This window comes from Aquincola sp. J276 (assembly GCF_024700035.1).
Classification (GTDB): domain Bacteria; phylum Pseudomonadota; class Gammaproteobacteria; order Burkholderiales; family Burkholderiaceae_C; genus Aquincola; species Aquincola tertiaricarbonis.
The window spans coordinates 375062-400252 of record NZ_JAJONC010000002.1; the positions used below are offsets into that span (position 1 = coordinate 375062).

Sequence of the window (25191 nt, forward strand, 5' to 3'; positions counted from 1 at the left end):
CCGCCTGGGCTTTCCTACGCTGCAGCCCATGCAGCGATGTGCTGTGCCGGCCCAGGAGCCAAGACATGACCCCGAACACGACGATCCGTTTCCACGCCTACGGCGGCCCGATGTGCTGCAGGTGGAGGACGATGCCCCGGTGGGCGAACCCGGCGCCGGCCAGGTGCGGCTGCGCCATTCGGCCATCGGCGTCAACTTCATCGACACCTTGTTCCGCCAGGGTGCCTTCCCGGTGCCGCTGCCCTCGGTGCCGGGCGTGGAAGGCGTGGGCGTGATCGAGGCGGTGGGCCCCGGCGTGCCGTCGCTGCGCGTGGGCCAGCGGGTGGCCTACTACCTGGCGCCGGGCAGCTACACCCAGGTGCGGCTGATCGATGCCAGCGCCCTGGTGCAGGTGCCCGACGACCTGGATGACGCGCGGGTGGCGTCGGTGCTCACCAAGGGCCTGACCGCCTGGGCCGGCCTGCACGGCTACCACGCGCTGGCCGCGGGGCAGACGGTGCTGGTGCAGGGCGCCTCCAGCGCGGTGGGTGGCCTGCTGGCACGCTGGGCCAAGGCCCTGGGCGCCCGGGTCATCGGCACCGCCGGCAGCATGGCCAAGCGGCAGGCGCTGGAGGGCGCCATCGACCATGTGCTGGCCTCCGATGCGCCGGACCTGGGCGCCCAGGTGCGGGCCCTGGTGCCCGACGGCGTGGACGTGGTGTACGAGCTGGTGGGCCGCGCCACCTTCGGGGCCACGATGGCCGCGGTGAAGGACGGCGGCACCATCGTGTCCATCGGCGCGGCTTCCGGTGCGCCGGTGGTGGATGCGGATGCGATGAGCCGGCGCGGCGTGCGCCTGGTGGGCGGGCCGATGGCGCCTCACCTGGCCGGCCGCCTGCCCGAGGCCACGGCCGCGGTGTTCCAGGCCTGGCGCTCGGGCGTGCTGGGCGAGGTGCCGTACACCCGCTGGCCGCTGCGCCAGGCGGCCGCGGCGCACGAGGCGCTGCGCGACCGCAGCAAGCAGGGTGCGCTGGTGCTGGTGCCCTGAGGCGGCTGCGGGCCGCCCGGTCAGCCGCGCCGGAAGAAGGCCTGCACCAGCTTCACCCAGTAGGTGGAGCCGATGGGCAGCAGCGCGTCGTTGAAGTCGTAGCTGGGGTTGTGCAGCTCGCACGGCCCCATGCCGTGGTAGGTGGCCTCGCGGTGCTCGCCGTTGCCGTTGCCGATGAAGCAGTAGCTGCCCGGCACCTGCTCCAGGAAGAAGGAGAAGTCTTCGGCTCCCGCCACCGGCGGCGCCTCGCGCAGCACCTTGGCGGCACCGAACACCTCGGTGGCCACGTCGGCCGCGAAGTCGGTGGGCGCCGGCCAGTTGACCAGCGGCGGGTAGGCCCGCACGAACTTCAGCTCGCCGGTGGCGCCGTACACCTGCGGCAGCGTCTCGGCGATGCGGCGCATCTGGTCCTCGATCAGGTCCAGTACCTCGATGCTGAAGGTGCGCACCGTGCCGCGCAGCACCGCCTCGTCCGGGATCACGTTGTAGGCATCGCCCGCATGCATCTGGGTGACGCTGAGCACCGCGGTGTCGATCGGCGACTTGGTGCGCGAGATCACCGTCTGCAGCACGCCCACCATCTCGGCCGCGATGACGATCGGGTCGACCCCCTTCTGCGGCATGGCCGCATGGCCGCCGGTGCCGCGCACGACGATGTCGAAGCGGTTGCTCGAGGCCATCATCGCGCCCTTGCGGAACGAGAAGGTGCCCACCGGCGCGCCCGGCATGTTGTGCACGCCGTAGACCTCGTCGCAGGGGAAGCGCTCGAACAGGCCGTCGGCCATCATCGCCTTGGCGCCGGCGTTGCCACCTTCTTCCGCCGGCTGGAAAATGAAGTTCACCGTGCCCTCGAAATCCCGGTGCGTCGCCAGGTACTGCGCCGCGCCCAGCAGCATCGCGGTGTGGCCATCGTGGCCGCAGCCATGCATGCGCCCCGGGTTGAGCGAGGCATGCGCGAAGCGGTTTTGCTCGGGCATCGGCAGCGCGTCCATGTCGGCGCGCACGCCGATGGCACGGCCGCCCGGGCCAAGGCTGCCGTGCAGCACGCCCACCACGCCGGTCTTGCCCAGGCCGCGGTGCACCTCGATGCCCCAGGAGGCCAGCTTGGCGGCCACCAGGTCGGCGGTGCGCGTCTCCTGGAAGGCCAGCTCCGGGTGGGCATGGATATCGCGGCGCAGCGCCGTCATCGCCGGCACTTCGCTGCGGATGGCGTCGATCACGCCGGTGTCTTCGGTCAGGGTCTCGCTCATCGTGTTCATCCTCTGGTCTGCTGGCGCACGTAGTCGGCCAGTTCGGCCGCCACGCCGCCCAGGGCTTGCTGCAGCGCCGGAAAACCGGCACTGCGCTCGCGGGTGGCTTCGTTCATGTACAGGCCGCGGTGCAGCTCGATCTGCAGGCTGTGGCGGCGCTCGGCCGGCCGGCCGATGCGGGCGATCAGGGCCACGCCCTTGAACGGGTCGTTGAAGGCCACGCCCAGGCCGCGCCGGCGCATCGCCTCGGCCACCAGCTGCGTGAACTCCTCGCTGCAGGTACGGCCGTCGTGGTTGCCCAGCACCACGTCGGCCAGCGGCTTGTCGGTCTGGATCTGCAGGCCTTCGTACGAATTGGCCGGCATCGAATGCAGGTTCAGGTGCCACACCGCGCCATGCCGCTGGAAGGCCTGCTCGATCTCTTCGAGCAGCGTGCGCTGGTAGGGCGCGTGGTAGGTGGCGATGCGGGCCTGCACCTCGGCCACGCTGAGCTTGCGGCTGTAGATCGGCTGGCGGCCGTCGTGGCCGGCATCGCGCCAGACGAGGCCGATGCCCAGCCGCGTCTTCTCGCTGGGCTTCAGCTCGCCGGGCCAGGGGCCGTCGAGCAGCGCGGCGTCCAGGTCGGCGGCGTCGCGGTTGGGGTCGATGTAGCTGCGCGGGAACTCGGCCGCCAGCAGCGTGCCGCCCACCGCGGGCAAGGCCTGCCACAGCACGTCGACGTCGGTGTCCTCGCCCGCGCGCAGTTCGTCGAAGGGCAGGGCGTAGCCGAAGTCGGCCGGGTACTTCAGGCCGCTGTGCGGCGAATCGGCGATCAGCGGCAGCGGCTCGGCGGTGGGCCGCTGCAGCACGAAGGGATCGAAGGGCGTGGCGGCGTGGGGAACTGCGCGTGAGGTCATGCAGGAACGGCTTGGGTGTGCACGGTGATGGGTTGCGTGAGGTCGTTCAGGTGGCAGGCGCTGGTGTGGCCGGCCGAGAGGGTCTTGAGCGCCGGGCGCTCGGTGCTGCAGCGGGGCATCGCATGCGGGCAGCGCGGATGGAAGGCACAGCCCGAGGGCGGTGCCAGCGGCGAGGGCAGCTCGCCCTGGATGGGCTTGTACACCCGGCGGGTGGTGTCCAGCGTGGGCAGCTCCGACAGCAGCGCCTGGGTATAAGGATGGTTGGGCCGGTTGAACACCGTGTCGGTGGGCGCCACTTCCACGATGCGGCCCAGGTACATGATCACCACGCGGTCGGCGATGTGGCCCACCACGCCCAGGTTGTGGCTGATGAACAGGTAGGTCAGGTCGAACTCGCGCCGCAGCTCGGTGAACAGGTTCAGCACCTGCGCCTGGATGGACACGTCCAGCGCGGCCACCGCCTCGTCGCACACGATGGCCCGCGGCTTGAGCGCCAGCGCGCGGGCAATGCCGATGCGCTGCCGCTGGCCGCCCGAGAACTGGTGCGGATAGCGCTGCGCATAGTCGGGGTCCAGGCCCACCTGGCGCATCAGGCTGCCGACGTAGGCCGCCTTCTCCGACGGGCGCACGATGCTGTGCACCACCGGCGCCTCGCCGATGATGTCCAGCACCCGCATGCGCGGATTCAACGAGGCCATCGGGTTCTGGAAGATCATCTGCACGCCCAGCTCGTAGGCGCGGCGCTCGGCGCGCGGCAGGGTTTCCACCGGCTGGCCCTGGTAGCGCACGGTGCCGGCGCTGGGCGGGTTGATGCCGGCCACGATGCGGCCCAGCGTGGACTTGCCGCAGCCCGATTCGCCGACGATGCCGATCACCTCGCCGGCCTGCACGTCCAGGTCGACGCCGCTGACCGCATGCACCACCGCGGGCGTGTGGCGGGCGCCCAGCAGGTTGGCGATGCGCCCGGCCAGGTCCACCGGCCGGGTGAAGCGCTTGTCGATGCCGCGCAGGCTGATCAGTGGCGCGGCCTCGCCGGCCTCGACTTGCCTAGACATGTGCGGCCTCCAGCGGATGCCAGCAGCGGGTGTGCGCGCCCGAGGGCTGCGGCACGATGGCCGGCACCTGGGTGCAGGCCGCGTCGGCCCGCCCGCAGCGCGGCCGGAAGGCGCAGCCGGTGGGCAGGTGCAGCAATGAGGGCGTCATGCCCGGTATCTGCCGCAGCAGCGTGCCGTGGGTCTGGCGCGTGGGAATGGAATCGATCAGGCCCTGCGTGTACGGATGCGTCGGGCTGCCGATCACCTGCTGCGCCGTGCCGGCCTCCACGATGCGGCCGGCGTACATCACCGCGATGCGGTCGGCCAGGCTGCTGATGACGGCCAGGTCGTGGGTGATCCACACCAGTGCGGTGCCGGTCTCGCGGCACAGCTTCTGCACCTCGAACAGGATCTGCGCCTGGATGGTGACGTCCAGCGCGGTGGTGGGCTCGTCGGCGATGATGAGCCGCGGGTGGTTGAGCAGCGCGATGGCGATGGCCACCCGCTGGCGCATGCCGCCCGAGAGCTGGTGCGGATAGGCCAGCAGGCGTTCCTCCGGTGCGGCGATGCCCACCATCGCCAGCGCATCGCGGGCCCGGGCGCGGGCCGCGGCGGGGCTCACCTTCTCGTGCGCGTGGATGGCTTCCACCATCTGCGTGTCCACCCGCAGCACCGGGTTGAGCGTCATCATCGGGTCCTGGAAGATCATTGCGATCTCCTTGCCGCGCACCTGCTGCAGCCGCTGCTCGCCGGCCTGCGCCAGGTCCTCGCCCAGGTAGGCGATGCGGCCCTCGACGATGCGGCCCGGCGGGTCGATCAGGCCGATGATGGAAAAGCCGGTGATCGTCTTGCCCGAGCCGGATTCGCCGACCAGGCCGAGGATCTCGCCGGCGTTCACCGCCAGGTCCACGCCGTCCACCGCCTTCACCACGCCGCCGTGGGTGAAGAAGTGGGTCTTCAGGCCTTCGATGCGCAGCACCGGGTTGTCGAGGGAATGGCTGGCCACGGCGTTCAATGCGCGTTGTGCGGGTTGAGCACGTCCCGCAGGTGGTCGCCCACCAGGTTGATGCCGACGATGCTGAGCGCCAGCGCAATGCCGGGGAAGAACGAGATCCAGTAGTGGCCCGACAGCAGGAACTCGAAGCCGTTGGCGATCAGCATGCCGAGCGAGGGCTCGGTCACCGGCACGCCCACGCCCAGGAAGGACAGCGTGGATTCCAGCGCGATGGCATGTGCCAGGTCGATGGTTGCGATGACGATCAGCGGCGGCATGCAGTTGGGCAGCATGTGGCGCAGCAGCACGCGGCGCCAGCCCAGCGACATGCACTGCGCAGCCTCCACGTATTCCTTGCCGCGCTCCACCAGTGCCGCGCCGCGGGCCGCGCGGGCGAAGTAGGCCCACTGCACCACGATGAGGGCGATGATGACCTTGTCCACGCCCTTGCCCAGCACCGCCAGCAGGATCAGCGCCACCAGGATGGCGGGGAACGAGAGCTGGATGTCGACGATGCGCATCACCAGTGCATCGATCCAGCCGCCGAAGTAGGCCGCCGCCAGCCCCGCCACGCTGCCGATGGCCAGCGCCGCGGCCACCGACACGCCGCTGACCAGCAGGCTGGTGCGCAGGCCGTAGAAGATGGCCGAGAGCAGGTCGCGCGCCTGGCCGTCGGTGCCCAGCCAGTAGGTGATGCTGCCATCGGCCGCCGCGCTGCCGGGCGGCAGCTTGGAATCGAAGATGTCGAGCTTGCCGATGTCGTAGGGGTTCTGCGGCGAGATCCACGGCGCCAGCACCGCGGCGCCCACCGCCAGCAACAGCAGCAGCAGGCCGAACATCGCCAGCTTGCTGGCCATGAACTCACGGCGCAGGCGCTGCCACGGCGTTTCCGGCGGCGGCAGCGCGGCCGGCGTGTCGGTGATGACGGCGTGCGTCATGCCTTGGCCGCCTGCAGCCGAACCCGCGGGTCCAGCACCGAATAGAGGATGTCCACGATCAGGTTCAGCATCACCAGGAAGAAGACGATCAGGATGAGGTAGGCCACCACCACCGGGCGGTCCAGCGTGATGATGGAATCGAGCAGCAGCTTGCCCATGCCGGGCCAGGCGAAGATGGTCTCGGTGACCACCGCGAAGGCCACCACCTGCCCGAACTCCAGCCCGCCCACGGTGACGATGGGGATCATGATGTTCTTCAGCAGGTGCACCTTCAGGATGCGGCCCCAGGCCAGGCCCTTGGCCCGCGCGAACTTGATGTAGTCCATCGGCAGCGCCTCGCGGGTGGCGGCGCGGGTCACGCGGATGATGAGCGCGGCCTTGGTGAAGGCGATGGTGAGCGCCGGCAGCACCAGCCGCTGCCAACCGTCCAGCGTGAGCACGCTCAGGTCCAGCGGGCCCACCATCACCGTGCGGCCGCGGCCGCTGGCCGGCAGCCAGCCCAGCGTGACCGCGAACACCATGATGAGCATCAGCCCCACCCAGAAGCCGGGCAGCGAGAAGCCCAGCACGGAGCCGGTCATGATGGCGCGGCTGCTCACTGCCCGCGGCTTGAGGCCGGCCCAGATGCCCAGCGGCACGCCCACCGCCACCGCCAGCAGCATCGAGACGATGGCCAGCTCCAGCGTGGCCGGCATGCGCTCCAGGATCAGCCCCATCGCCGGCTGGCCGGTGAGGAAGCTCTTGCCGAAGTCCAGCCGCACCGCATGCGACATGAGGATCGCGTACTGCTGCCACAGCGGCTTGTCCAGGCCGAAGGATTGCCGGATGGCCTCGCGGTCGAGCTCGGTGGCCTCGGGGCTGGCCATCATCGAGACCGGATCGCCCACCACGTAGAGGCCGACGAAGACCAGGCCCGACATCACGGCCATGACCAGCACCGCCTGCATCAGGCGGCGGATGATGTACGCCAGCATGGAAACTGCGACTGCGTGCGGCGGCTTACTTGGCCGGCGTCACGTACTGCACCATGGTCATCTGGTCGGCGCGGCCGGTGAAGGCAAGGCCCTTCTTCATGGCCCACACCGAATGCTCGAAGTGCACCGGCAGCATCGCGAAATCGGCCATCGCCAGCTCGCTGGCCTTGGCCAGCAGCGCACCGCGCTTGCTGCTGTCCATCACCGCGGCCGAGGCCTCCACCAGGCGGTCCATCTCCAGGTTGGAATAGCGGCTGCGGTTGGTGGTGCCCACGCCCTTTTCCTTGTTGGGCGTGACCAGCAGCGAGTTCAGCGTGTTGGACATCTCGCCGGTGGCCGTGCCCCAGCCCGCCAGGTAGGCGCTGTAGGCATGGCTGTCGCGGTTCTTGAAGAACACCGGCGGCGCGTTGCTGTCGATCGTGGTCTTCACGCCGATGCGTGTCCACATCGCGGCCAGCGTCTGTGCCACCTTGCTGTCGTTGATGTAGCGGCCATTGGGTGCGCCGAGCACCAGGTTGAAGCCGTCGGGGTGGCCCGCCTCCTTCAGCAGCGCCTTGGCCTTCTCGACGTCCGCCTTCGGTGCCTGCGTCAGGTTGGGGCTGGCGCCCAGCATCGGGTAGGGCAGCAGCTGCGCGGCCGGCGTGGCCACGCCGCCCATGATGCGGTCCACCAGGGCCTTGCGGTCGATGGCCAGCGACAGCGCTTCACGCACCCGCTTGTCACGCAGCGGATTGCGCGCCAGCGGCTTGCCGTCCGCGCCGGTGATGCCGGGCGTCTGGTCCCCGTGCTGGTCCAGCGCCACGTAGATCACGCGGTTCGACGGCTTGGTGACGACATTGAGCTTGGGGTCCTTCTGCAGCCGCGCCAGGTCGTCGGTAGGCGGGTCTTCCACCAGGTCCACGTCGCCGGCCAGCAGCGCCGCCACGCGCGCCGCGGGATTGGTGATCGGCCGGTACACCACGCGGTCCCAGGCGGGCTTGGGACCCCAATAGTGCGGGTTGCGCTCGAAGACGATCTCGCTGCCACGCTTCCAGGACACGAAGCGGTACGGGCCGGCGCCCACCAGGCCAGTGCCGGCGTTCATCTCGGTGGTGGTCTTGCCTTCCGGTGCGGCGCCGCTCGCGGCCTTGGCCGACAGGATGGGCAGGCCGGTCAGGTTGATGGGCACCAGCGGATAGGGCTTGACCGTGGTGATGCGCACGGTCAGCGGGTCCACGGCCTCGACCTTGCTGACCTGCTGCAGGTAGATGTTGAACGACGACGGGCTGTTGGGCACCTTGGGCACGCGCTCGAAGCTGAACACCACGTCGGCCGAGGTGAAGGGCGTGCCGTCGGAGAACTTGACGTTGGGCCGCAGCTTGAATGTCCAGGTGCTGCCCTCCGCGCTCCAGGATTCCGCCAGGCAGGGCTTGGGCGCCAGCTCGGCGTCGGGGCACACCAGCGGATCGAGCAGGGTCTGGGACAGCTGGATGTTGGGCGTGAGCGCGTGGTACTGCGGGTCCATCGAGGTGGGCTCCGTCTTCAGGGCCACCACCAGGTCGCGCGCCAGGGCGGGCGCGCCCCAGGCCAGGAGGGCGGACAAGGTGGCGGCGGCCGCCAGGGTGAAGGCGGGTCGCTGTGAGCGCATGGGCATGAGAACTTCCGTCCGTGGCGATGAGCGTCCAGGGTAAGCAATTCGCGCACCAGCGGGCACTGTGGTTTACCGCGATGCCGCGGCCTCCGTGCCGACGCGCGATGCGGGCCGCTTGCCTAGACAAGCGTGGTGGGTGGCGCGACCATCCCCCGCCCCGTGCGCATGCGAGCATGCGCGGGTGAACGATGCCCCTCTGCCCCGTTGCCGTGCTGCCTGCCGGCGCTGCCTGCGCCCGCAGGCCACCTGCCTGTGCGCGCTGGCGCGGCCCACGGCGCACCGCACCGACGTCCTGGTGCTGCAGCATCCGCAGGAGCTGCGGCAGGCCAAGAACAGCGTGGCGCTGCTGCGCCTGTCGCTGGCGCGCTGCGAGGTGGTGGTCGGCGAATGCTTCTCGCCGGCCACGCTGCAGGCCCTGCTGCATCGCCCCGGGCAGCAGACGCTGCTGCTCTATCCCGACGTGCCGCTGGCGCCGGCGCTGCCGGCCCTTCGTGCTGGCGCCGAGGCAGGCCCCGGGCGGCCGCTGCGGCTGGTGGTGATCGACGCCACCTGGCGCAAGAGCCTGCGGCTGCTGCTGGACCATCCCGCGCTTGCCGCGCTGCCACGGCTGGCGCTGCAGGCACCGGCGCCCACCCGCTACCGTGCCATCCGCGCCGCGCGGCGACCCGACCAGGTCTCGACGCTGGAAGCGACGGTGCAGGCCCTGGCGATGCTGGAAGGCCGGGGCTTCGAGGCCACGCCGCTGCTGGAGGCCTTCGGCCACTTCGTCGCCGGCGTGGCGGCCCGCCAGCGGCCCGGCCGACCGCAGGCAGCGAACTAGCCACCGGTGCGATTCACAGGCCTTCGCGGGTGGGCATCAGCACCACCTGCTGCAGGTTCACATGCCGCGGCTGCGCGGCCAGGAAGGCCACCACCCGCGCCACGTCCTCCGCCTTCAGGAACTCCATGTTCTGGCGCGCCTGGGCGATCCAGTCGGTGGCGCCCTGGAAGGTGAAGTGGCCCTGCAGCTCGGTGTCGGTGATGCCGGGCTCCAGCATGGACACGCGGATGTCCTTCGGCCCCAGCTCCGTGCGCAGCTGGCGGGTGAGGTGGCTCACATAGGCCTTGGTGGCCGAGTACACCGCGAAGTAGCTGTAGACGTACTGGCCGGCAATGGAGGAGGTGTTGATGAGGTCGGCCACCCGGCCCTGCGCGGCCGCCTGCTGCAGCTGCGGCAGGAAGGCATGGATCACGCGCATCACCGCGGTGATGTTGAGGTCGATCTGCTGCTGCCATTGCGCGAAGGGCTGCGACTCGATGGCCCCGGGCAGCATCACGCCCGCGTTGTTGAACACCAGGTCGGCACCGCCGAACTCGGCGGCCACCCGCTCGGCGGCGGCCTGCACCGAGGCGGCATCGGTGACGTCGGTGGCGATGGCCAGCGCCTGGCCGCCATCGCGGCCGATCTGCGCGGCCACCTCGTCCAGCGCGGCCTGCCGGCGGGCCAGCAGCGCCACGCGGGCGCCGCGTGCGGCCAGCAGCAGGGCACTGGCGCGGCCCATGCCGCTGGAAGCACCGGTGATGACGGCCGTGCGGCCTGCCAGGTCTTGGGTGAGGGAGGACATGCGGTTTTCCTTTCAGGTGGTGCAGTCGGGGAATCGACAGGGGTCACTCTAGGCAGCGCACCCCGGCCCCGGTAGGCCGGCATCGGCAACAACACCGGCAACCATCGGTTGTCAATCCGGGCCGCCTTGCTACGATGCGCAACACCTCGGGAGACGCCTGTTGGACCAGCTCAGGGCCATCACCACCTTCGTCCGTGCCGCCGAAGCGGGCAGCTTTAACCGCGCGGCCCTGGCCCAGGGCAGCACGCCGCAGGCGGTGAGCAAGGGCATCCGGGCGCTGGAGCAGCACCTGGGCGTGCGGCTGTTCCACCGCACCACGCGCAAGATCTCGCTCACCCAGGAAGGCGAGCGCCTGTTCACCGACGTGCGCAGCAGCCTGGAAGGCGTGGCCGCCGCGGTGAGCCGGGCCCGCAGCGCGGTGCGCGACGACGAGGGCCTGATCCGCATCAGCGCCGGCGGCTCGGCCGGGCGCAAGGTGCTGCTGCCGCTGGTGGTGGACTTCGCGCAGCAGCATCCCGGCATCGAGATCGACCTGCTGCTGGAAGACCGCGCGACCGACAGCATCGCCGAGCGCATCGACGTGGGCTTCCGCGCCGGCAATCCGCCCAGCGCGCAGGTGATCGCGCGGCGGCTGTTCTCCATCCAGCAGATCGTGTGCGCCGCGCCGGCCTACCTGGCGCAGCACGGCACGCCAAGGCGGCTGCCGCAGCTGCTCAAGCACCGCTGCACCGGCTACCGGCAGCCGGGCACCGGCCGCGCGGTGCCGTGGGAGTTCGACGTGAAGGGCGAGATCGTCTTCCAGCCGATGCATCCGGTGCTGTGCTGCAGCGACCCCGATGCCGAGATGCTGGCGGTGGCCGCAGGGCTGGGCATCGGCCAGGTGGACAGCATCAATGCCGCCGCGCCGCTGCGTGCCGGTGCGCTGGTGCCGCTGCTGACGGCGCATGTCAGCGAGCGCATGGGCTTCTACATCTACTACGGCCAGCGAAGGAACCTGCCCGGCCGGGTGCGCAGGTTCATCGACTTCGCGGTGCAGCGGCTGAAGGACAGCACGGCATTCACCCTGCCGACCGCCGAGCTGCGGGCGCTGGCGCGGCAGGCGGGTGGGACTTGACGAAGTCCACGAAGGCCCGCAGCGGCGCGGGCAGGTGCCGGCGGCCGGGGTAGTACAGGAAGGGCCCGGCGAAGCTCACCCACCAGTCGGGCAGCACCGGCACCAGCGCGCCGCTGTCCAGCTGCGGGCGCAGCCAGTCCTCGAAGATGTGGATGACGCCGCAGCCCGCCACGGCCGTCTCGATGGCCAGGTCCACCCCGCCGCCCAGGCGCACCACCAGCCGGCCGGCGGGCGTCACCACCACGGTGTCGCCCTCGCGCTCGAATGTCCAGGGCGGCACCGCGCCGCTGGGAAAGCGGCCCAGGAGGCAGGCATGCTGCAGCAGCTCGCGCGGATGCTGCGGCATGCCATGCTCGGCCAGGTAGGCCGGCGAGGCGGCGGTGGCGATGCGCTGGCGGCGCGGGCCGATGGGCAGGGCGATCATGTCCTGCTCCAGTCGCTCCTCGTAGCGGATGCCGGCATCGCAGCCGGCGGCCAGCACGTCGACGAAACTCTCGTCCACCGTCACCTCCAGGCGGATGTCGGGATAGGCCTGCAGGAAGGGCGGCACGATGGCCGGCAGCACCAGCCGGGCGGCGCTCATCGGCACGTTCAGCCGCAGCGTGCCGGCCGGCCGGTCGCGGAAGCCGTTGACCACGTCCAGCGCCGCATTCACCTCCTCCAGCGCCGGGCCCAGGCGCTCCATCAGCCGGGCACCGGCCCCGGTGGGCGCCACGCTGCGGGTGCTGCGGTGGAGCAGCCGCACGCCCAGCCGTGCTTCCAGCCGCCGCACCGCCTCGCTCATGCCGGAGGCGCTGAGCCCGGCCTGGCGCGCCGCCTCGCGGAAGCCGCCGGCGCGCGCCACCTTCAGGAAGGTGGCCAGGTCGCCCAGCTCGGTGATGCCGCTGGCTTCCAGCGCAGGCGGGGTGGGATCGGGAAGGGGCGCCATGGGGTACTGCTCCAACGGGCTGCGGTGTGTCCGGTTTTTCGCACGAGGCGTGCGACGCTGGCCACCTTATCGCACGCCCGGGTGCTGCCTACAGTGGTTTCACACCGGCGCTTCGGCCGGCTCATCCACCCAGGCCGCACTCCGCAATGAACACCATGAATACTTCCAGCGCCGCCGACGTCGCCCCGCTTCCCGCGCAGCAGGCCGGCCGCTTTCCGCTGGGCAGCCGCCGCGTCGCCCGCATCGGCTATGGCGCCATGCAGCTGGCGGGCCCCGGCGTGTTCGGCCCGCCGGCTTCGCCGGAAGCCGCCATCGCGGTGCTGCGCGAAGCGGTGGCGCTGGGCGTGGACCACATCGACACCAGCGACTTCTACGGACCGCACGTCACCAACCAGCTGATCCGGCAGGCGCTGCATCCCTACCGGGACGGGCTGACCATCGTCACCAAGGTGGGCGCGCGCCGCGGCGACGATGCCTCCTGGCTGCCTGCGCAATCACCGGCCGAGCTGGTGCAGCAGGTGCACGACAACCTGCGCCACCTGGGCCTGGACGTGCTGGACGTGGTGAACCTGCGCAGCATGCTGGACGTGCACGGCCCGGCCGAAGGCTCGCTGGCGCCCCAGCTGGCGGTACTGGCGCAGCTGCAGCAGCAGGGCCTCGTGCGCCACATCGGGCTGAGCAACGTCACCGCAACGCAGGTGGAGGAGGCGCGCGGCTTCTGCGAGATCGTCTGCGTGCAGAACATGTACAACCTGGCGCATCGCCAGGACGACGCGCTGGTCGATGTGCTGGCCGCGCAGGGCGTGGCCTATGTGCCGTTCTTCCCGCTGGGCGGCTTCAGCCCGCTGCAGTCGCAGGCGCTGTCGTCCGTGGCCGCGGAGCTGGGTGCCACGCCGATGCAGGTGGCCCTGGCCTGGCTGCTGCAGCGCTCGCCCAACCTGCTGCTGATCCCGGGCACCTCGTCGGTGGCCCATCTGCGGCAGAACCTGGCGGCGGCTTCGCTGCGCATCCCCGCCGAGCTGCTGCAGCGGCTGGACCCCGCGTGACCGCACCGGCGGCGCAGGCTTTGGCTTGCGCCTAAAAAGCCGGGCATGAGCCATCCCCACAAGCAGGTCCTGGAACAGGCCAATGCCGCCATCTCCCGCGGCGACCATGAAGGTTTTCTCGCGCTGTGCACCGAAGACACCCGCTGGGTGTTCGTCGGCGACCGCACGCTGCAAGGCAAGGAAGCCGTGCGCCGCTGGATGAAGGAAAGCTACCAGCGGCCGCCCGAATTCAAGGTCGACCGCATGGTGGCCGAGGGCGACACGCTGGCCGCCATCGGCGAGATCACCCTGCATGACGAGGCCGGCACGGCCAGCGTGCATGCGTATTGCGATGTCTGGCGCCTGCGTGATGGCCGGCTGGCCGAGCTGCAGGCCTTCGTGGTGCCGCAGGGCTGAGAACCTGTGAAGGCACCACTCACGCCCGCGCGACGCGCCCTGACGACCCGGCTCGTCGCTGCAAAGGTTCGCCATAGCCCGAGCCATGGCTGCGCTTCATTCACAGGTTCTGAGGGCGGCGCAGGTCGCGCGCGTCAGTCGGGACGCCCGAGCCGCACCGGCCCGCCGGCCTCCAGCGCATCCACCGGCTGCCCGCCGCGGGTGATGTGCAGGCGTCCGGCCTCGGCCAGCGCCTGCGCCACCTGGCGCACCCGGGGCATCAGTGCGCGCCAGGCCGCCTCGTCGGCCGCCAGGGCACGCGCCACCTCCGAAGGGCAGATGGTGGCGCCCGGCCGGCGGGCCGACAGCAGCCCGAAGACGGTGTCCTCGATGGCTGCGTCGGTCACGGCGCCGGCCTGGGGGCCGCTCACGCGGCGCTGCGGCCGCGCACGTCGAAGCGGTCCAGCTCCATCACCTTGACCCAGGCCTCGACGAAGTCCTGCACGAAGTGGGCTTCGCCGTCGGCCGCGGCATACACCTCCGACAGCGCGCGCAGCTGCGCATTGCTGCCGAAGATCAGGTCGGCCAGCGTGGCCGTCCAGCGGCGTTCGCCGCTCTTGCGGTCGGTGCCTTCGAACAGGTGCTTCTGGCCTTCCACCGGCTTCCAGGCGGTGCGCATGTCCAGCAGGTTCCGGAAGAAGTCCGCGCTCAGGGTGCCGGGGCGGTCGGTCAGCACGCCGTGGCTCACGTTGCCGCTGGTCGCGCCCAGCGAGCGCAGGCCGCCCACCAGGGCCGTCATCTCGGGCGGGGTCAGCATCAGCAGGTTGGCCTTGTCGATGATGCCGTTGGCCACGTTGGCCGGGCCGCCCGCCTTGATGTAGTTGCGGAAGCCGTCGATCGCCGGCTCCAGCACCTCGAAGGAGTTGACGTCGGTCTGCTCCAGCGTGGCATCGGTGCGGCCAGGGGTGAAGCGCACCTGGACCTGGTGGCCGGCGGCACGGGCCGCACGCTCGATGGCGGCGCTGCCGCCCAGCACGATCAGGTCGGCCATCGACACCCGCTTGCCACCGCTGGCCTGCGCATTGAAGGTGGCCTGGATGCCTTCCAGCACCGACAGCACCTGCGCCAGCTCGGTGGGGTCGTTGGCTTCCCAGTCCTTCTGCGGCGCCAGGCGGAGGCGCGCGCCGTTGGCGCCGCCGCGCAGGTCGCTGCCGCGGAAGGTGCTGGCCGAGGCCCATGCCGCCTTCACCAGCTGCGCCGTGGTCAGGCCGCTGTCGAGGATCTGGCGCTCCAGCTTGGCCACGTCGGCGGCGTCGATCACCGGGCCGGTGTTGGCCGGCAGCGGGTCCTGCCACAGCAGGTCTTCCTGCGGCACCAGCGGGCCCAGGTAGCGCACCTTCGGGCCCATGTCGCGGTGGGTGAGCTTGAACCAGGCGCGGGCGAAGGCGTCGGCAAACTCGGCCGGGTTGGCCAGGAAGTGGCGCGCGATCTTCTCGTAGGCCGGGTCGAAGCGCAGCGCCAGGTCGGCGGTGGTCATCATCGGCTGGTGCAGCTTGCCGGGGATGTGGGCATCGGGCACGTTGCGGCCGGCGTCGCCCACCGGCTTCCACTGGTGGGCGCCGGCCGGGCTGGTGGTCAGCTCCCAGTCGAAGCCGAACAGCGTTTCCAGGTAGCTCATGTCCCACTTCGTGGGCGTGGCGGTCCAGGCGCCTTCCAGGCCGCTGGTGATGGCATGGGCGCCGATGCCGGACTCGTAGGCGCTCTTCCAGCCCAGGCCCAGCTCCTCGATGTTGGCGCCTTCGGGCTCCGCGCCCACATGGTGGGCCGGGCCGGCGCCGTGGCACTTGCCGAAGGTGTGGCCGCCGGCCACCAGGGCCACGGTCTCGTAGTCGTCCATCGCCATGCGGGCGAAGGTGTCGCGGATGTCGCGGGCCGAGCCCACCGGGTCGGGCTTGCCGTTGGGGCCTTCGGGGTTCACGTAGATCAGGCCCATCTGCACCGCGGCCAGCGGCTTGGCCAGCTCGCGCTCGCCGCTGTAGCGCTCGTCGCCCAGCCAGGTGGATTCCGGGCCCCAGTCGATGGGCAGGGGCTCCCAGATGTCCTCGCGGCCGCCGCCGAAGCCGAAGGTCTTGAAGCCCATGGACTCCAGGGCCACGTTGCCGGCCAGGATCATCAGGTCGGCCCAGGAGAGCTTGCGGCCGTACTTCTGCTTGATGGGCCACAGCAGCCGGCGGGCCTTGTCCAGGTTGCCGTTGTCGGGCCAGCTGTTCAGCGGCGCGAAGCGCTGCTCGCCGGAGCGGGCGCCGCCGCGGCCATCGAAGATGCGGTAGGTGCCGGCCGAGTGCCAGGCCATGCGGATGAAGAAGGGGCCGTAGTGGCCGTAGTCGGCCGGCCACCAGTCCTGCGAATCGGTCATCAGGGCATGCAGGTCGGCGATCACGGCCTGCAGGTCCAGCGTCTGGAATTCCTTGCGGTAGTCGAAGTCTTCCAGCATCGGGTCGCCCAGCTTGGCATGCTGGTGCAGCACGCCCAGGTTCAGCTGGTCGGGCCACCAATGGGCATTGGTGCGCGTCTGGCGCGGCTTGCCGCCGCCGGTTTGTCCGTGCGCCACCGGGCACTTCATTTCAGTCTCAGCGCTCATTGCTACATCTCCTTGCGTACGGCTGTGATCGACGCTGCGCAGGTTACGGGCTGGCGTGCAGGCGCGCCATTGGCCCTATGGATGGGAGCGATAGCCTGTGGGGGCTTGCCTGCGCAGCGGTGGCAACATACGCCGCCTTGTCGTACCCCTGAGCGAAAACAATCATGATCCAACGTCGCACACATCTGCTTGCAACCCTGGCCGCCGGCCTGGCCCTGTGGGCGGGCACGGCGCAGGCCGCCGACCTGCTGGACGAGGTGAAGCAGCGCGGCACCTTGCGCATCGCGGTCGAGGGCACCTACCCGCCCTTCAACTTCCGTGACGCGCAGGGGCAGCTCACCGGCTTCGACGTGGAGATCGCCACTGCCATCGCGGCGAAGCTGGGCGTCAAGCCCGCCTTCACCACCACGGAGTGGAGCGGCATCCTGGCCGGGCTGCAGGCCGGCAAGTACGACGTCATCGTCAACCAGGTGGCGGCCACCGATGCGCGGCGCCAGACCTTCGACTTCAGCGGCCCCTACGTCACCTCGGCGGCGCAGCTGATCGTGCGCAACAACGAGACGCGCCCCATGGCCACGCCGGCCGACCTGAAGGGCAAGCGCATCGGCGTGGGGCAGGGCAGCAACTATGCCGACCTGGCCCGCGGCATCGAAGGTGCCGAGGTCAAGGTGTATCCCGGCGCGCCGGAGTACCTCCAGGACCTGGCCACCGGCCGCATCGACGCCGCGCTGAACGACAGCCTGCTGATCCCCTACCTGACGCAGACCAGCAAGCTGCCGCTGAAGGCCGGTGCGCCCATCGGCCCCAGCGAGAGCAACGCCATCCCCTTCCGCAAGGGCAACCCGAAGTTCAAGGCCGCCATCGACCAGGCCCTGGCCGACCTGAAGGCCGACGGCAGCTTCGAGAAGATCTCGGTCAAGTGGTTTGCCCGCGACGTGAGCAAGCCGCTGACCGCGGCCAAGTGAGCGCTGCAGGCGCCGGGGTGCGGCGATGGAGCTGATACCGCTGCTGCAGCTGGCGGCACCGGTGATGCTGCGCGCCACCGGCTACACGCTGTTCTTCGCCGTCTCGGCCATGGTGCTGGGCCTGGCGCTGGGTGCGCTGGTGGCGCTGGTGCGGGTGCTGGAGCTGCCGCTACTGCACTGGCTGGCGCGGCTGTACGTCAGCATCTTCCGCGGCACGCCGCTGCTGGTGCAGGTGTTCATCGTGTACTACGGGCTGCCCAGCATCGGCATCGAGTTCTCGCCGGTCACCGCAGGCATCCTGGCGCTCACGCTCAACGTGGCGGCCTACCTGTCGGAAAGCCTGCGCGGCGCGGTGCTGAGCATCGGCAGCGGCCAGTGGATGGCCGGCACCAGCCTGGGCCTGACGCATGTGCAGACGCTGCGCTTCATCGTGGCGCCGCAGGCCCTGCGCACCGCCGTGCCCAGCCTGTCCAACTCGCTGATCAGCCTGATCAAGGACACCTCGCTGGTGTCGGTGATCGCGGTCACCGAGCTGATGCTGGCCACCAAGGAGCTGATCTCCACCACCTTCCAGCCGTTTCCGCTGTATCTGGCGGCCGCGGGGGTGTACTGGGTGCTGAGCCTGCTGTTCGAGCAGGTGCAGCGGCTGCTGGAAAAGCGCCTGGCCTTCCCGCACTGAGCGCGCCGAGGCGCACATCCCCCTGCGGGGTGGCTCCTCGCGGGCCGGGCCGATGGCTCCATCGGCCGATGTGGGCGCGGCCCCCGGGCGGAACACTGGCGGCCTTCCTTCCTCCAGCCGCCGCCAGGCCTTCGCACCATGAACGTCCCGCCCCGCATCCACGCCACCACCGCCACCCTGCTCACCGCCCTGCTGGCCCTGGGCAGCGGTTGTGCCTCCATCACCGACGGCACCTCGCAGACGGTGGTGTTCCACCTCACGCCCAAGGAGGCCCGCTGCGTCGTCTCCCGCGAGGGTTCGCAGCTGGGCATCGTCACCGGCCGGCAGAACACCGTCACGCTGGACAAGGGCGCCAAGGACGTGCTGGTGCAGTGCGCCGCCCCCGGCCATGAGAACGCCACCCAGCGGCTGGTCAGCCGCACCCAGACCTCGGGCGTCGTGGGCGGCTTCTTCCTCGACCTGGGCATCACCGACATGATCACCGGCGCCATGTGGAAGTACCCCAACGAGATCAGCATCGCGCTGGAGCCTTCGGCCCCCGAGCCCGCCGCCGCTGCGGCGCCGCGGGATGCCCAGCCCGGCATCCTGCCCGGCGTGCGCCGCGCCGGCCGCTCGGGCTGACCCGGGGCGGGCGGGCAGGGCCGCGCTGGCAGACTGCGGGGGACCACCCCCGCCACGGCCCATCGCCCGCTGCCGCGCCATGAACCACACCACCGAAGCTCCGTCCCGGGCGCCTGCACACGATGCCGAAGCGCAGGCCGCCGCGCAGGCCGAACTGCACCAGCGCATCCGCGGCCTGCTGGCCGCCCAGCAGGCGGCCTGCATGGCGCAGCCCCCGACCGACGCGGCGCAGCGGCGCGCGCAGCTGCTGGCGCTGAAGCAGGCCGTGCTGCGCCGGCAGGCGCTGCTGGTGCAGGCCATGGGCCAGGACTTCGGCCACCGCGCGGCGGCCGAATCGCAGATGCTCGACGTGCTGGGCTCGGTGCTGGCGCTGGACCATGCGGCCCGCCATGTGCGCCGCTGGATGAAGCCCAGCCGCCGCCGCACCGAGTGGCTGTTCGCCGGCAACCGGCTGCAGGTGCACCACCAGCCCAAGGGCGTGGTGGCGGTGGTGGTGCCCTGGAACTTCCCGGTGTACCTGGCGCTGGGTCCGCTGGCCTCGGCACTGGCCGCCGGCAACCGGGTGATGGTGAAGATGCCCGAGGCCACGCCGGCCACCAACGCCGCGCTGCGCGCCGTGCTGGCCGAGGTGTTCGACGAGGCGCAGGTGGCGCTGGTGGGCCAGGAGCTGGCCGACCCGGCCTTCTTCACCTCGCTGCCCTTCGACCACATCCTGTTCACCGGCTCGCCCGCGGTGGGCCGCCGCGTGATGCGTGCGGCCGCCGAGCACCTGACGCCGGTGACGCTGGAGCTGGGCGGCAAGTCGCCCGCGCTGGTGGGCCGGCGCTATCCGCTGGCCGATGCGGCGCGGCGGGTGGCGCATGGTAAGGCGGCCAACAGCGGGCAGATCTGCGTGTCGCCCGACCATGTGCTGGTGCCGCGCGAGCAGCTGCCGGCCTTCGTGGCGGCGGTGCAGGCGGCCTGGCAGCGGTTCTACGGCGGCGTGGCCGAAGGCAATGCCGATTGCACCGCCATCGTCAATCCGCATCACCAGCGCCGGCTGCTCTGGCTGCTGGACGATGCCCGCGAACGCGGTGCGCAGGTGCTGGCCTGCGGCCCCATGCCGCGGGGCGAGGGCCGGCAGCTGCCGCTGCACATCGTGGTCGGCGCGACGCCGGACATGGCCGTGATGACGCAGGAGCTGTTCGGCCCCATCCTGCCGGTGCTGCCCTACAACACGCTGGACGACGCCATCGCCTCCATCAATGCCGGGCCGCGGCCGCTGGCGCTGTACTGCTTCAGCCACGATGCGGCGGAGCGAACCCAGGTGCTGGAGCGAACCCGCTCCGGCGGCGTGACCTTCAACGACTGGGGCTGGCACGTGGTCAACCACGATGCGCCGTTTGGCGGCATCGGCGGCTCGGGCATGGGCGCGTACCACGGGCATGAGGGCTTTCTCGCGCTGTCGCACGCGCGCACGGTATTCACGCGGCGGCGCTGGTTTCCCAGCCAGCTGTTCCATCCGCCCTATGGCGGGCTGGCGCAGCGGCTGGTGCTGCGCTGGTTCCTCGGCTGAGAACCTGTGAACGAACCACTCACCCGAGCCATGGCTGCGCCTTGCGCCTGGATCCAGGCCGCCGTGCCGCGCCGCTCGGGTGCGACCGGTTCATTCACAGTTCTGAGGCGGCTGTCGGAACGCGGCTTGCCGCCGACCTGCATCCCCCACTCAACGGATGCAAGCCATGACCCAGTTGCCCGCAGAGAACAAGAGCTGGCCCGGTGCCGGCGCCGACGACAAGCCCGCGGCCTCCGGCGAGCAGATCCGCACCGGTGGCCAGCCCGCCCCGGCCGCCCCGGTCGGCCAGCCGCGGGACAAGGACGACCCGCACCTGGCGCCCGAAAGCGGCGACAAGCCCGACGCTGCGGGCCGATAGGCAGCCCGTTACCTACGGCCACATGTGCAACCGTCCTACAGGGCGGGCGAGCAGGCGCTGCGACGATGCCGGCAGAGTCACCTGGCCGGCGCTTGCCGCACTGTTCGATGTCCGCCTTCGCGACACCTCCTGCGGCAAATGTCCCCCATCTCCCCACCACCGCGTCGGTGCCGGGCCGGCATGCCGGCGATACCCGCGCGCTGCTTGATGTGCTGGGCGGCCCCGATGGGCAACGCAGTCCCGCCCAGCAGCTGCATGCGCTGATCCACGCCGGCCTGGACGCGCTGCCGCCGCCGGCCGGCGGACGCACGCTGCAGCGCTGGCAGGCCCTGGCCACCGTGGCCCGGCACGATCTCTCGCTGGCCAAGCTGTACGAGGGCCACACCGATGCGCTGGCCGTGCTGCAGGAGCTGCGCGCGCCGGCACCGCCGGCCGGCAGTTGTCTAGGCATGTGGGCCGCCGAGCCGCCCGACGGCCGCGTGGGCTTCGAGCGCCAGGGCGGCGACGAGGTGCGGCTGCAGGGCAGCAAGCGCTGGTGCTCGGGCGCGGCCGATGTGACGCATGGTCTGCTCACCGCCTGGCAGGCCGATGGCAGCGGACCCTGGCTGGTGCTGGTGCCGATGGCGCAGCCCGCGGTGAAGGTGCTGGGCGGCGCCTGGCGTGCCGTGGGCATGGCCGACAGCCAGAGCCTGGACGTTCAGCTGGACGGCGCCACCGGCCGCCTGTGCGGCGGCGCCGGCGACTACCTGTCGCGCCCCGGCTTCTGGCAGGGCGGCCTGGGCGTGGCCGCCTGCTGGTATGGCGGCTGTGCCGCCTTGGGCGATGCGCTGCGGCATGCCGAGCTGCAGGCCCGCGACGGCCCGCCCGAGCGCCGCCACGCGGCCCAGGTGGCGCTGGGCCAGGCCGACGTGGAACTGCATGGCCTGGCGGTGCTGCTGCGCCAGGCTGCCGCCTGGGTCGACGACCATCCGCTGCAGTCGGCGCAGGCGCTGGCGCTGCGGGTGCGCAGCGCGGTGGATGCCGCCGTGCAGCGCCTGCTGGTGCTGGCCGGCCGCGCGCTGGGTGCCACGCCGTATTGCCGCGACCGCCATTTCGCCCGCCTGGCTGCCGACCTGCCGGTGTTCGTGCGCCAGACCCATGCCGACCGCGACCTGGCGTCGCTGGCGCGCCTGGCCACCCCGGAAGCCGACGGCGCCGCCGCATGGGCGCTGTAGAGCCGCCGCTGATCCATGGCCAGGGCACGCCGGCGTCGGCCTGGGCCGCCTGCCCGGTGCTGCAGGCGCTGCCCGGCTGCAGTGCGGGGCAGCTGCTGCCGGACGGCGCCCGCGCGGTGGTGGTGGCGCCGCATCCGGACGACGAACTGCTGGCCGTGGGCGGCCTGATGCAGCAGTGGCTGGCCGCCGGCCGGCCCGTGCGGGTGCTGGGCGTGACCGATGGCGAAGCCGGCCTGCCCGCGGGCGATGCCACGCCCGCCGCCCGGCTGGCGCGCCGCCGCCGCATCGAGCGGCAGCGCGGGCTGGCCCACCTGGGCCTGCCGGCCCGCGCCATCCAGCGCCTGGGCCTGCCCGACGGTGGCGCCAGCGACCACGAAGCCCAGCTGGTGCAGCGCCTGACCGCGCTGCTGCGCCCGGGCGACCAGGTGTTCACCACCTGGCGCCACGATGGCCATCCCGACCATGAAGCCACCGGCCGCGCGGCCGCGGCCGCCTGCGCAGCTGCTGGCGCCTGCCTGCACGAGGTGCCGGTATGGACCTGGCACTGGGCCTCCCCGGGCGATGCCCGGGTGCCCTGGCAGCGGCTGCGCCGGGTGGCGCTGCCGCCGGCCGCCCGGCAGGCCAAACAGCGGGCGCTGGCCGAGCACCGCTCCCAGCTGCAGGCGCCGCAGGGTTCGCAGCCCATCCTGCCCGGCTGGGCGCTGGCGCGCTGGCTGCGGCCCTGGGAATACCTGCTGGCCCCCGTCGTTCCTTCGCCCTGAACACCCCCGCCATGCCCGCCACGCCACCCGCATCCCCCCCGAGCGCCGCCACCGACGCCGACTACTTCCGCAAGCTCTACGCCCAGGGCGACGACCCCTGGGGCTACCGCACCCGCTGGTACGAGCAGCGCAAGCGCGCCGTCACCGCGGCCTGCCTGCCCGGGCGGCGCTATGCCTTCGGCTTCGAGCCCGGCTGCGCCGGCGGTGACCTGGCGGCCGAGCTGGCGCCGCGCTGCGACCGCTACCTGGCGGCCGACCTCGATCCCACCGCCGTGGCCGCCGCCACCCGGCTGCTGGCACCGCTGCCGCAGGTGGAGGTGCGGCAGCTGCAGCTGCCCGGCGGCTGGCCGCAGGGCCTGCGCTTCGACCTGGTGGTGCTCAGCGAGCTGGGCTACTACCTCGGTGCCGACGGACTGGCCGAAGTGGCGCGGCTGGCGCTGCGCAGCCTGGCCGAGGACGGCGTGGTGCTGGCCTGCCACTGGCGGCATCCCATCGAAGGCTGCGCGCTGGACGGCGACACGGTGCAGCAGGCGCTGCACCAGGCGCTGGGCCTGCCGCGGCTGGTGCAGCACCTGGAGCCCGACTTCCACCTGGCGGTGTGGAGCCGCGACGGCCGCTCGCCTGCGGTGCGCGAGGGCCTGCTGTGATCGGCGTGGCGGTACCGGCGCACAACGAGCAGGCGCTGCTGGGCCGCTGCCTCGATGCGCTGGAGCGCGCCGCCCGCCATCCCGGCCTGCATGGCGAGCCGGTGCGGCTGGTGGTGGTGCTGGATGCCTGCACCGACGCCTCGGCCGCGGTAGCCGCCGGCCATGGCGTGCTGCCGCTGGTGGTGCAGCACCGCAACGTGGGCCGCACGCGCGCCGCCGGTGCCCAGGCGCTGCTCGATGCCGGCGCGCAGTGGCTGGCCTTCACCGATGCCGACAGCGAGGTGGCCGACGACTGGCTGGTGGCGCAGCTGGCCCTGCACGAGGCCGGTGCCGACGCGGTGTGCGGCTGCGTGAGCGTGGCCGACTGGTCGGCCCACAGCCCGCAGGTGCGTGGCCGCTACGAGGCGCACTACCGCCCGGTGGAAGGCCACCGCCACATCCACGGCGCCAACCTGGGCGTGCAAGCGCAGGCCTACCGTCGCGCCGGCGGCTTCCGCCCGCTGGCCTCCGGCGAGGACGTGGCCCTGGTGCACGACCTGGAAGCCAGCGGCGCCCGCATCGCCTGGAGCATCACGCCGCGGGTGCACACCAGCGCCCGCCGCCAGGCCCGCGCCAGCGGTGGCTTCGCCGACTTCCTGCTCGGGCTGGAAGCCGCCTGAGGCCAGCCCGGCCGGCCACCATCGGTAACACCGGGGTGCGCCGTGCGGCCAGAGAATGCGGGCCCGCCAGGCCCGGCCTGGCATCCTCGTCCGCACAGGAATGCCGTTCATGAAGTCGTTCGTCACCCCGGCGCTGGTCGCCCTCATCAGCTGGCTGGCCGTGGGGGGCGCCCAGGCGCAGACCCTGTCGGTCAAGCCCGGGCTGTGGGCCAGCGCCTCCACCACGCGCCTCAATGGCAGCAACATGCCCACGCTGTTCGACGTGAACGGCGCGATGACGCCGGAGCAGCGCAGCAGCCTGACGGCCGCAATGAGCCGGCTAGGCCTGCCGGCCGGCAGCAACCTGGCCTTGCACTGCCAGCGCAGCGACAGCTACCGCCTGCCCGCGCCGCAGGCGCTGGAAGGCTGCCAGGTGAAGGTGAGCCCGACCAATGCCACCAGCGGCACCATCGCCCTGAGCTGCAGCGGCAAGCTGCAGGGCAGCGGCCGCGGCAGCTACGAGGTGACCGGCCGTACCGCCGCGCGCCAGCAGCTCAGCATGGAAGCCACCTCCCGCGGCCTGCCGCTGAAGCTGGAGCAGTCGACGGTGTTCAAGTGGCTGGGCGACGACTGCGAGCGCCTGCCCGCCGGCATCGACCCCGAGATGTTCGCGGTGGAGGAGGCCGACGACAGCAAGCGCTGACCGGCCACGCTCACTTCAGGGGCGCGGCCTTGTCGGTCTGCTCGGGCATGGCCTCGCGCGGCGCGCCTTCGCTGCGCAGCCGCTGCTGCAGGCCCAGCATCTGCGTCGCCAGCCGGTCCAGTTCGGCGCTGCCCAGCAGCTCGCTCGCCTGGGGGAAGAGGTGTTCCTCCTCCTCCTCGTGGTGGTGCTCGCTCTGTTCCTTCAGCACCTTGTACTTGGGCACGAAGGTCTGCTCGCGCGGATCCAGCGCGATCAGGTCGGCCAGCAGGCGCTTGAGCGACAGGTGTTCCTCCAGCGATTCCAGCAGGATGCCTTCGGTGCGGCCGGCCCGCACCGCGGGATAGAAGATCTCCTCCTCGGAGGCGATGTGCACCGTCAGCAGGTCGGCCACGGCCGCGAAGCCGCGCGCACGGGCGGCCTCGTCGTCGGTGTCCAGCACCTGCTGCAAGGCGGTCTCGATGCTGCGGTGCTGGGTGACCAGCAGGTCGATGGCATTCATGCGGCGCCTTCCAGGGCAGGGAACAGGTGTCCAGCGTAGCGGCCCGGCGCATTCATCGCGGCCGGCGGAACCGCCGTGGCGGTGTCAGCCGATGCCGTGT

General features: G+C 71.6%; 27 protein-coding genes. 15 read left to right on the top strand and 12 right to left on the bottom strand.

Annotated elements, in window-relative coordinates; translation table 11 throughout:
* The first annotated feature begins 28 nt into the window (after positions 1–28).
* Positions 29–1027 (top strand): zinc-binding dehydrogenase, encoded by a 999-nt coding sequence (locus LRS14_RS19580; RefSeq protein ID WP_257800738.1) that lies wholly within the window; start codon positions 29–31, stop codon positions 1025–1027.
* 20 nt (positions 1028–1047) lie between these two features.
* Here the strand turns inward: LRS14_RS19580 and LRS14_RS19585 are convergent, their stop codons facing one another.
* The 7 genes from LRS14_RS19585 to LRS14_RS19615 all read right to left on the bottom strand — a co-directional run bounded on the left by LRS14_RS19585 (position 1048) and on the right by LRS14_RS19615 (position 8740).
* Complete coding sequence (locus tag LRS14_RS19585) at positions 1048–2214, bottom strand: M20 aminoacylase family protein (RefSeq protein WP_257802178.1); 1167 nt, start codon at positions 2212–2214, stop codon at positions 1048–1050.
* Between the two features lie 68 nt (positions 2215–2282).
* Positions 2283–3173, bottom strand: a complete 891-nt coding sequence (locus LRS14_RS19590; RefSeq protein ID WP_257800739.1) for an N-formylglutamate amidohydrolase — start codon at positions 3171–3173, stop codon at positions 2283–2285.
* Complete coding sequence (locus tag LRS14_RS19595) at positions 3170–4228, bottom strand: ABC transporter ATP-binding protein (RefSeq protein ID WP_257800740.1); 1059 nt, start codon at positions 4226–4228, stop codon at positions 3170–3172. The genes LRS14_RS19590 and LRS14_RS19595 overlap by 4 nt, the downstream gene beginning before the upstream one ends.
* The gene (locus LRS14_RS19600; RefSeq protein ID WP_257800741.1) at positions 4221–5213 is read right to left on the bottom strand and encodes an ABC transporter ATP-binding protein; all 993 of its coding nucleotides are present in this window, start codon (positions 5211–5213) and stop codon (positions 4221–4223) included. The genes LRS14_RS19595 and LRS14_RS19600 overlap by 8 nt, the downstream gene beginning before the upstream one ends.
* Before the next feature lie 5 nt (positions 5214–5218).
* The gene (locus LRS14_RS19605) at positions 5219–6139 is read right to left on the bottom strand and encodes an ABC transporter permease (protein WP_404977593.1); all 921 of its coding nucleotides are present in this window, start codon (positions 6137–6139) and stop codon (positions 5219–5221) included.
* The gene (locus LRS14_RS19610; protein WP_257800742.1) at positions 6136–7113 is read right to left on the bottom strand and encodes an ABC transporter permease; all 978 of its coding nucleotides are present in this window, start codon (positions 7111–7113) and stop codon (positions 6136–6138) included. The genes LRS14_RS19605 and LRS14_RS19610 overlap by 4 nt, the downstream gene beginning before the upstream one ends.
* Before the next feature lie 25 nt (positions 7114–7138).
* A complete protein-coding gene (locus LRS14_RS19615) occupies positions 7139–8740 on the bottom strand; it encodes an ABC transporter substrate-binding protein (RefSeq protein ID WP_375136383.1) in 1602 nt (533 codons plus the stop codon).
* A 184-nt stretch (positions 8741–8924) separates the two neighbouring features.
* Here LRS14_RS19615 and LRS14_RS19620 point away from each other — a divergent pair, with 184 nt between their 5' ends.
* Positions 8925–9563, top strand: coding sequence for a DTW domain-containing protein (locus LRS14_RS19620; protein ID WP_257800743.1), 639 nt, complete (start codon positions 8925–8927; stop codon positions 9561–9563).
* A gap of 13 nt (positions 9564–9576) precedes the next feature.
* Here the strand turns inward: LRS14_RS19620 and LRS14_RS19625 are convergent, their stop codons facing one another.
* Complete coding sequence (locus LRS14_RS19625) at positions 9577–10347, bottom strand: SDR family oxidoreductase (protein WP_046111911.1); 771 nt, start codon at positions 10345–10347, stop codon at positions 9577–9579.
* A 160-nt stretch (positions 10348–10507) separates the two neighbouring features.
* Here LRS14_RS19625 and LRS14_RS19630 point away from each other — a divergent pair, with 160 nt between their 5' ends.
* Positions 10508–11461: a LysR family transcriptional regulator gene (locus LRS14_RS19630; RefSeq protein WP_257800744.1), complete on the top strand. Its 954-nt coding sequence runs from the start codon at positions 10508–10510 to the stop codon at positions 11459–11461.
* On the opposite strand, the gene LRS14_RS19635 is transcribed toward LRS14_RS19630, so the two are convergent.
* Positions 11406–12389 carry a LysR family transcriptional regulator gene (locus LRS14_RS19635; protein ID WP_257800745.1) on the bottom strand — a complete coding sequence of 328 codons (984 nt, stop codon included), beginning with the start codon at positions 12387–12389 and terminating at the stop codon, positions 11406–11408. The genes LRS14_RS19630 and LRS14_RS19635 overlap by 56 nt on opposite strands.
* Before the next feature lie 155 nt (positions 12390–12544).
* Between LRS14_RS19635 and LRS14_RS19640 the strand changes: the two genes are divergently transcribed.
* Both LRS14_RS19640 and LRS14_RS19645 read left to right on the top strand, forming a co-directional pair.
* On the top strand, positions 12545–13435 hold the full coding sequence (locus LRS14_RS19640; RefSeq protein WP_257800746.1) for an aldo/keto reductase family oxidoreductase: 891 nt from the start codon (positions 12545–12547) through the stop codon (positions 13433–13435).
* A gap of 45 nt (positions 13436–13480) precedes the next feature.
* On the top strand, positions 13481–13831 hold the full coding sequence (locus LRS14_RS19645; protein ID WP_046111908.1) for a nuclear transport factor 2 family protein: 351 nt from the start codon (positions 13481–13483) through the stop codon (positions 13829–13831).
* 134 nt (positions 13832–13965) lie between these two features.
* Here LRS14_RS19645 and LRS14_RS19650 read toward each other — a convergent pair whose 3' ends face one another.
* Together LRS14_RS19650 and katG are read right to left on the bottom strand one after the other, a co-directional pair.
* Complete coding sequence (locus LRS14_RS19650) at positions 13966–14241, bottom strand: DUF3253 domain-containing protein (RefSeq protein WP_257800747.1); 276 nt, start codon at positions 14239–14241, stop codon at positions 13966–13968.
* Complete coding sequence (katG, locus tag LRS14_RS19655) at positions 14238–16451, bottom strand: catalase/peroxidase HPI (protein ID WP_257800748.1); 2214 nt, start codon at positions 16449–16451, stop codon at positions 14238–14240. Before katG ends, LRS14_RS19650 begins: the two co-directional genes overlap by 4 nt.
* 164 nt (positions 16452–16615) lie before the next feature.
* Between katG and LRS14_RS19660 the strand changes: the two genes are divergently transcribed.
* The 10 genes from LRS14_RS19660 (at position 16616) to LRS14_RS19705 (ending at position 24592) form a co-directional block, all read left to right on the top strand.
* Positions 16616–17416 (top strand): transporter substrate-binding domain-containing protein, encoded by an 801-nt coding sequence (locus LRS14_RS19660; RefSeq protein WP_257800749.1) that lies wholly within the window; start codon positions 16616–16618, stop codon positions 17414–17416.
* A gap of 25 nt (positions 17417–17441) precedes the next feature.
* On the top strand, positions 17442–18095 hold the full coding sequence (locus LRS14_RS19665; RefSeq protein ID WP_046111904.1) for an amino acid ABC transporter permease: 654 nt from the start codon (positions 17442–17444) through the stop codon (positions 18093–18095).
* A 138-nt stretch (positions 18096–18233) separates the two neighbouring features.
* Complete coding sequence (locus LRS14_RS19670) at positions 18234–18716, top strand: hypothetical protein (RefSeq protein ID WP_257800750.1); 483 nt, start codon at positions 18234–18236, stop codon at positions 18714–18716.
* Between the two features lie 79 nt (positions 18717–18795).
* Complete coding sequence (locus LRS14_RS19675) at positions 18796–20271, top strand: coniferyl aldehyde dehydrogenase (RefSeq protein ID WP_257800751.1); 1476 nt, start codon at positions 18796–18798, stop codon at positions 20269–20271.
* Between the two features lie 166 nt (positions 20272–20437).
* Positions 20438–20629, top strand: a complete 192-nt coding sequence (locus LRS14_RS19680) for a hypothetical protein (RefSeq protein ID WP_257800752.1) — start codon at positions 20438–20440, stop codon at positions 20627–20629.
* A gap of 167 nt (positions 20630–20796) precedes the next feature.
* Positions 20797–21843, top strand: coding sequence for an acyl-CoA dehydrogenase family protein (locus LRS14_RS19685; RefSeq protein ID WP_257800753.1), 1047 nt, complete (start codon positions 20797–20799; stop codon positions 21841–21843).
* The gene (locus LRS14_RS19690; protein WP_257800754.1) at positions 21831–22604 is read left to right on the top strand and encodes a PIG-L deacetylase family protein; all 774 of its coding nucleotides are present in this window, start codon (positions 21831–21833) and stop codon (positions 22602–22604) included. Before LRS14_RS19685 ends, LRS14_RS19690 begins: the two co-directional genes overlap by 13 nt.
* An 11-nt stretch (positions 22605–22615) precedes the next feature.
* Positions 22616–23251, top strand: coding sequence for a nodulation S family protein (locus LRS14_RS19695; protein WP_257800755.1), 636 nt, complete (start codon positions 22616–22618; stop codon positions 23249–23251).
* Positions 23248–23910 carry a glycosyltransferase family 2 protein gene (locus tag LRS14_RS19700; RefSeq protein ID WP_257800756.1) on the top strand — a complete coding sequence of 221 codons (663 nt, stop codon included), beginning with the start codon at positions 23248–23250 and terminating at the stop codon, positions 23908–23910. The genes LRS14_RS19695 and LRS14_RS19700 overlap by 4 nt, the downstream gene beginning before the upstream one ends.
* Before the next feature lie 109 nt (positions 23911–24019).
* Positions 24020–24592, top strand: a complete 573-nt coding sequence (locus tag LRS14_RS19705; protein WP_257800757.1) for a DUF3617 domain-containing protein — start codon at positions 24020–24022, stop codon at positions 24590–24592.
* Between the two features lie 10 nt (positions 24593–24602).
* On the opposite strand, the gene LRS14_RS19710 is transcribed toward LRS14_RS19705, so the two are convergent.
* Positions 24603–25091 (bottom strand): hemerythrin domain-containing protein, encoded by a 489-nt coding sequence (locus LRS14_RS19710; protein WP_046111897.1) that lies wholly within the window; start codon positions 25089–25091, stop codon positions 24603–24605.
* Between the last annotated feature and the right edge of the window lie 100 nt (positions 25092–25191).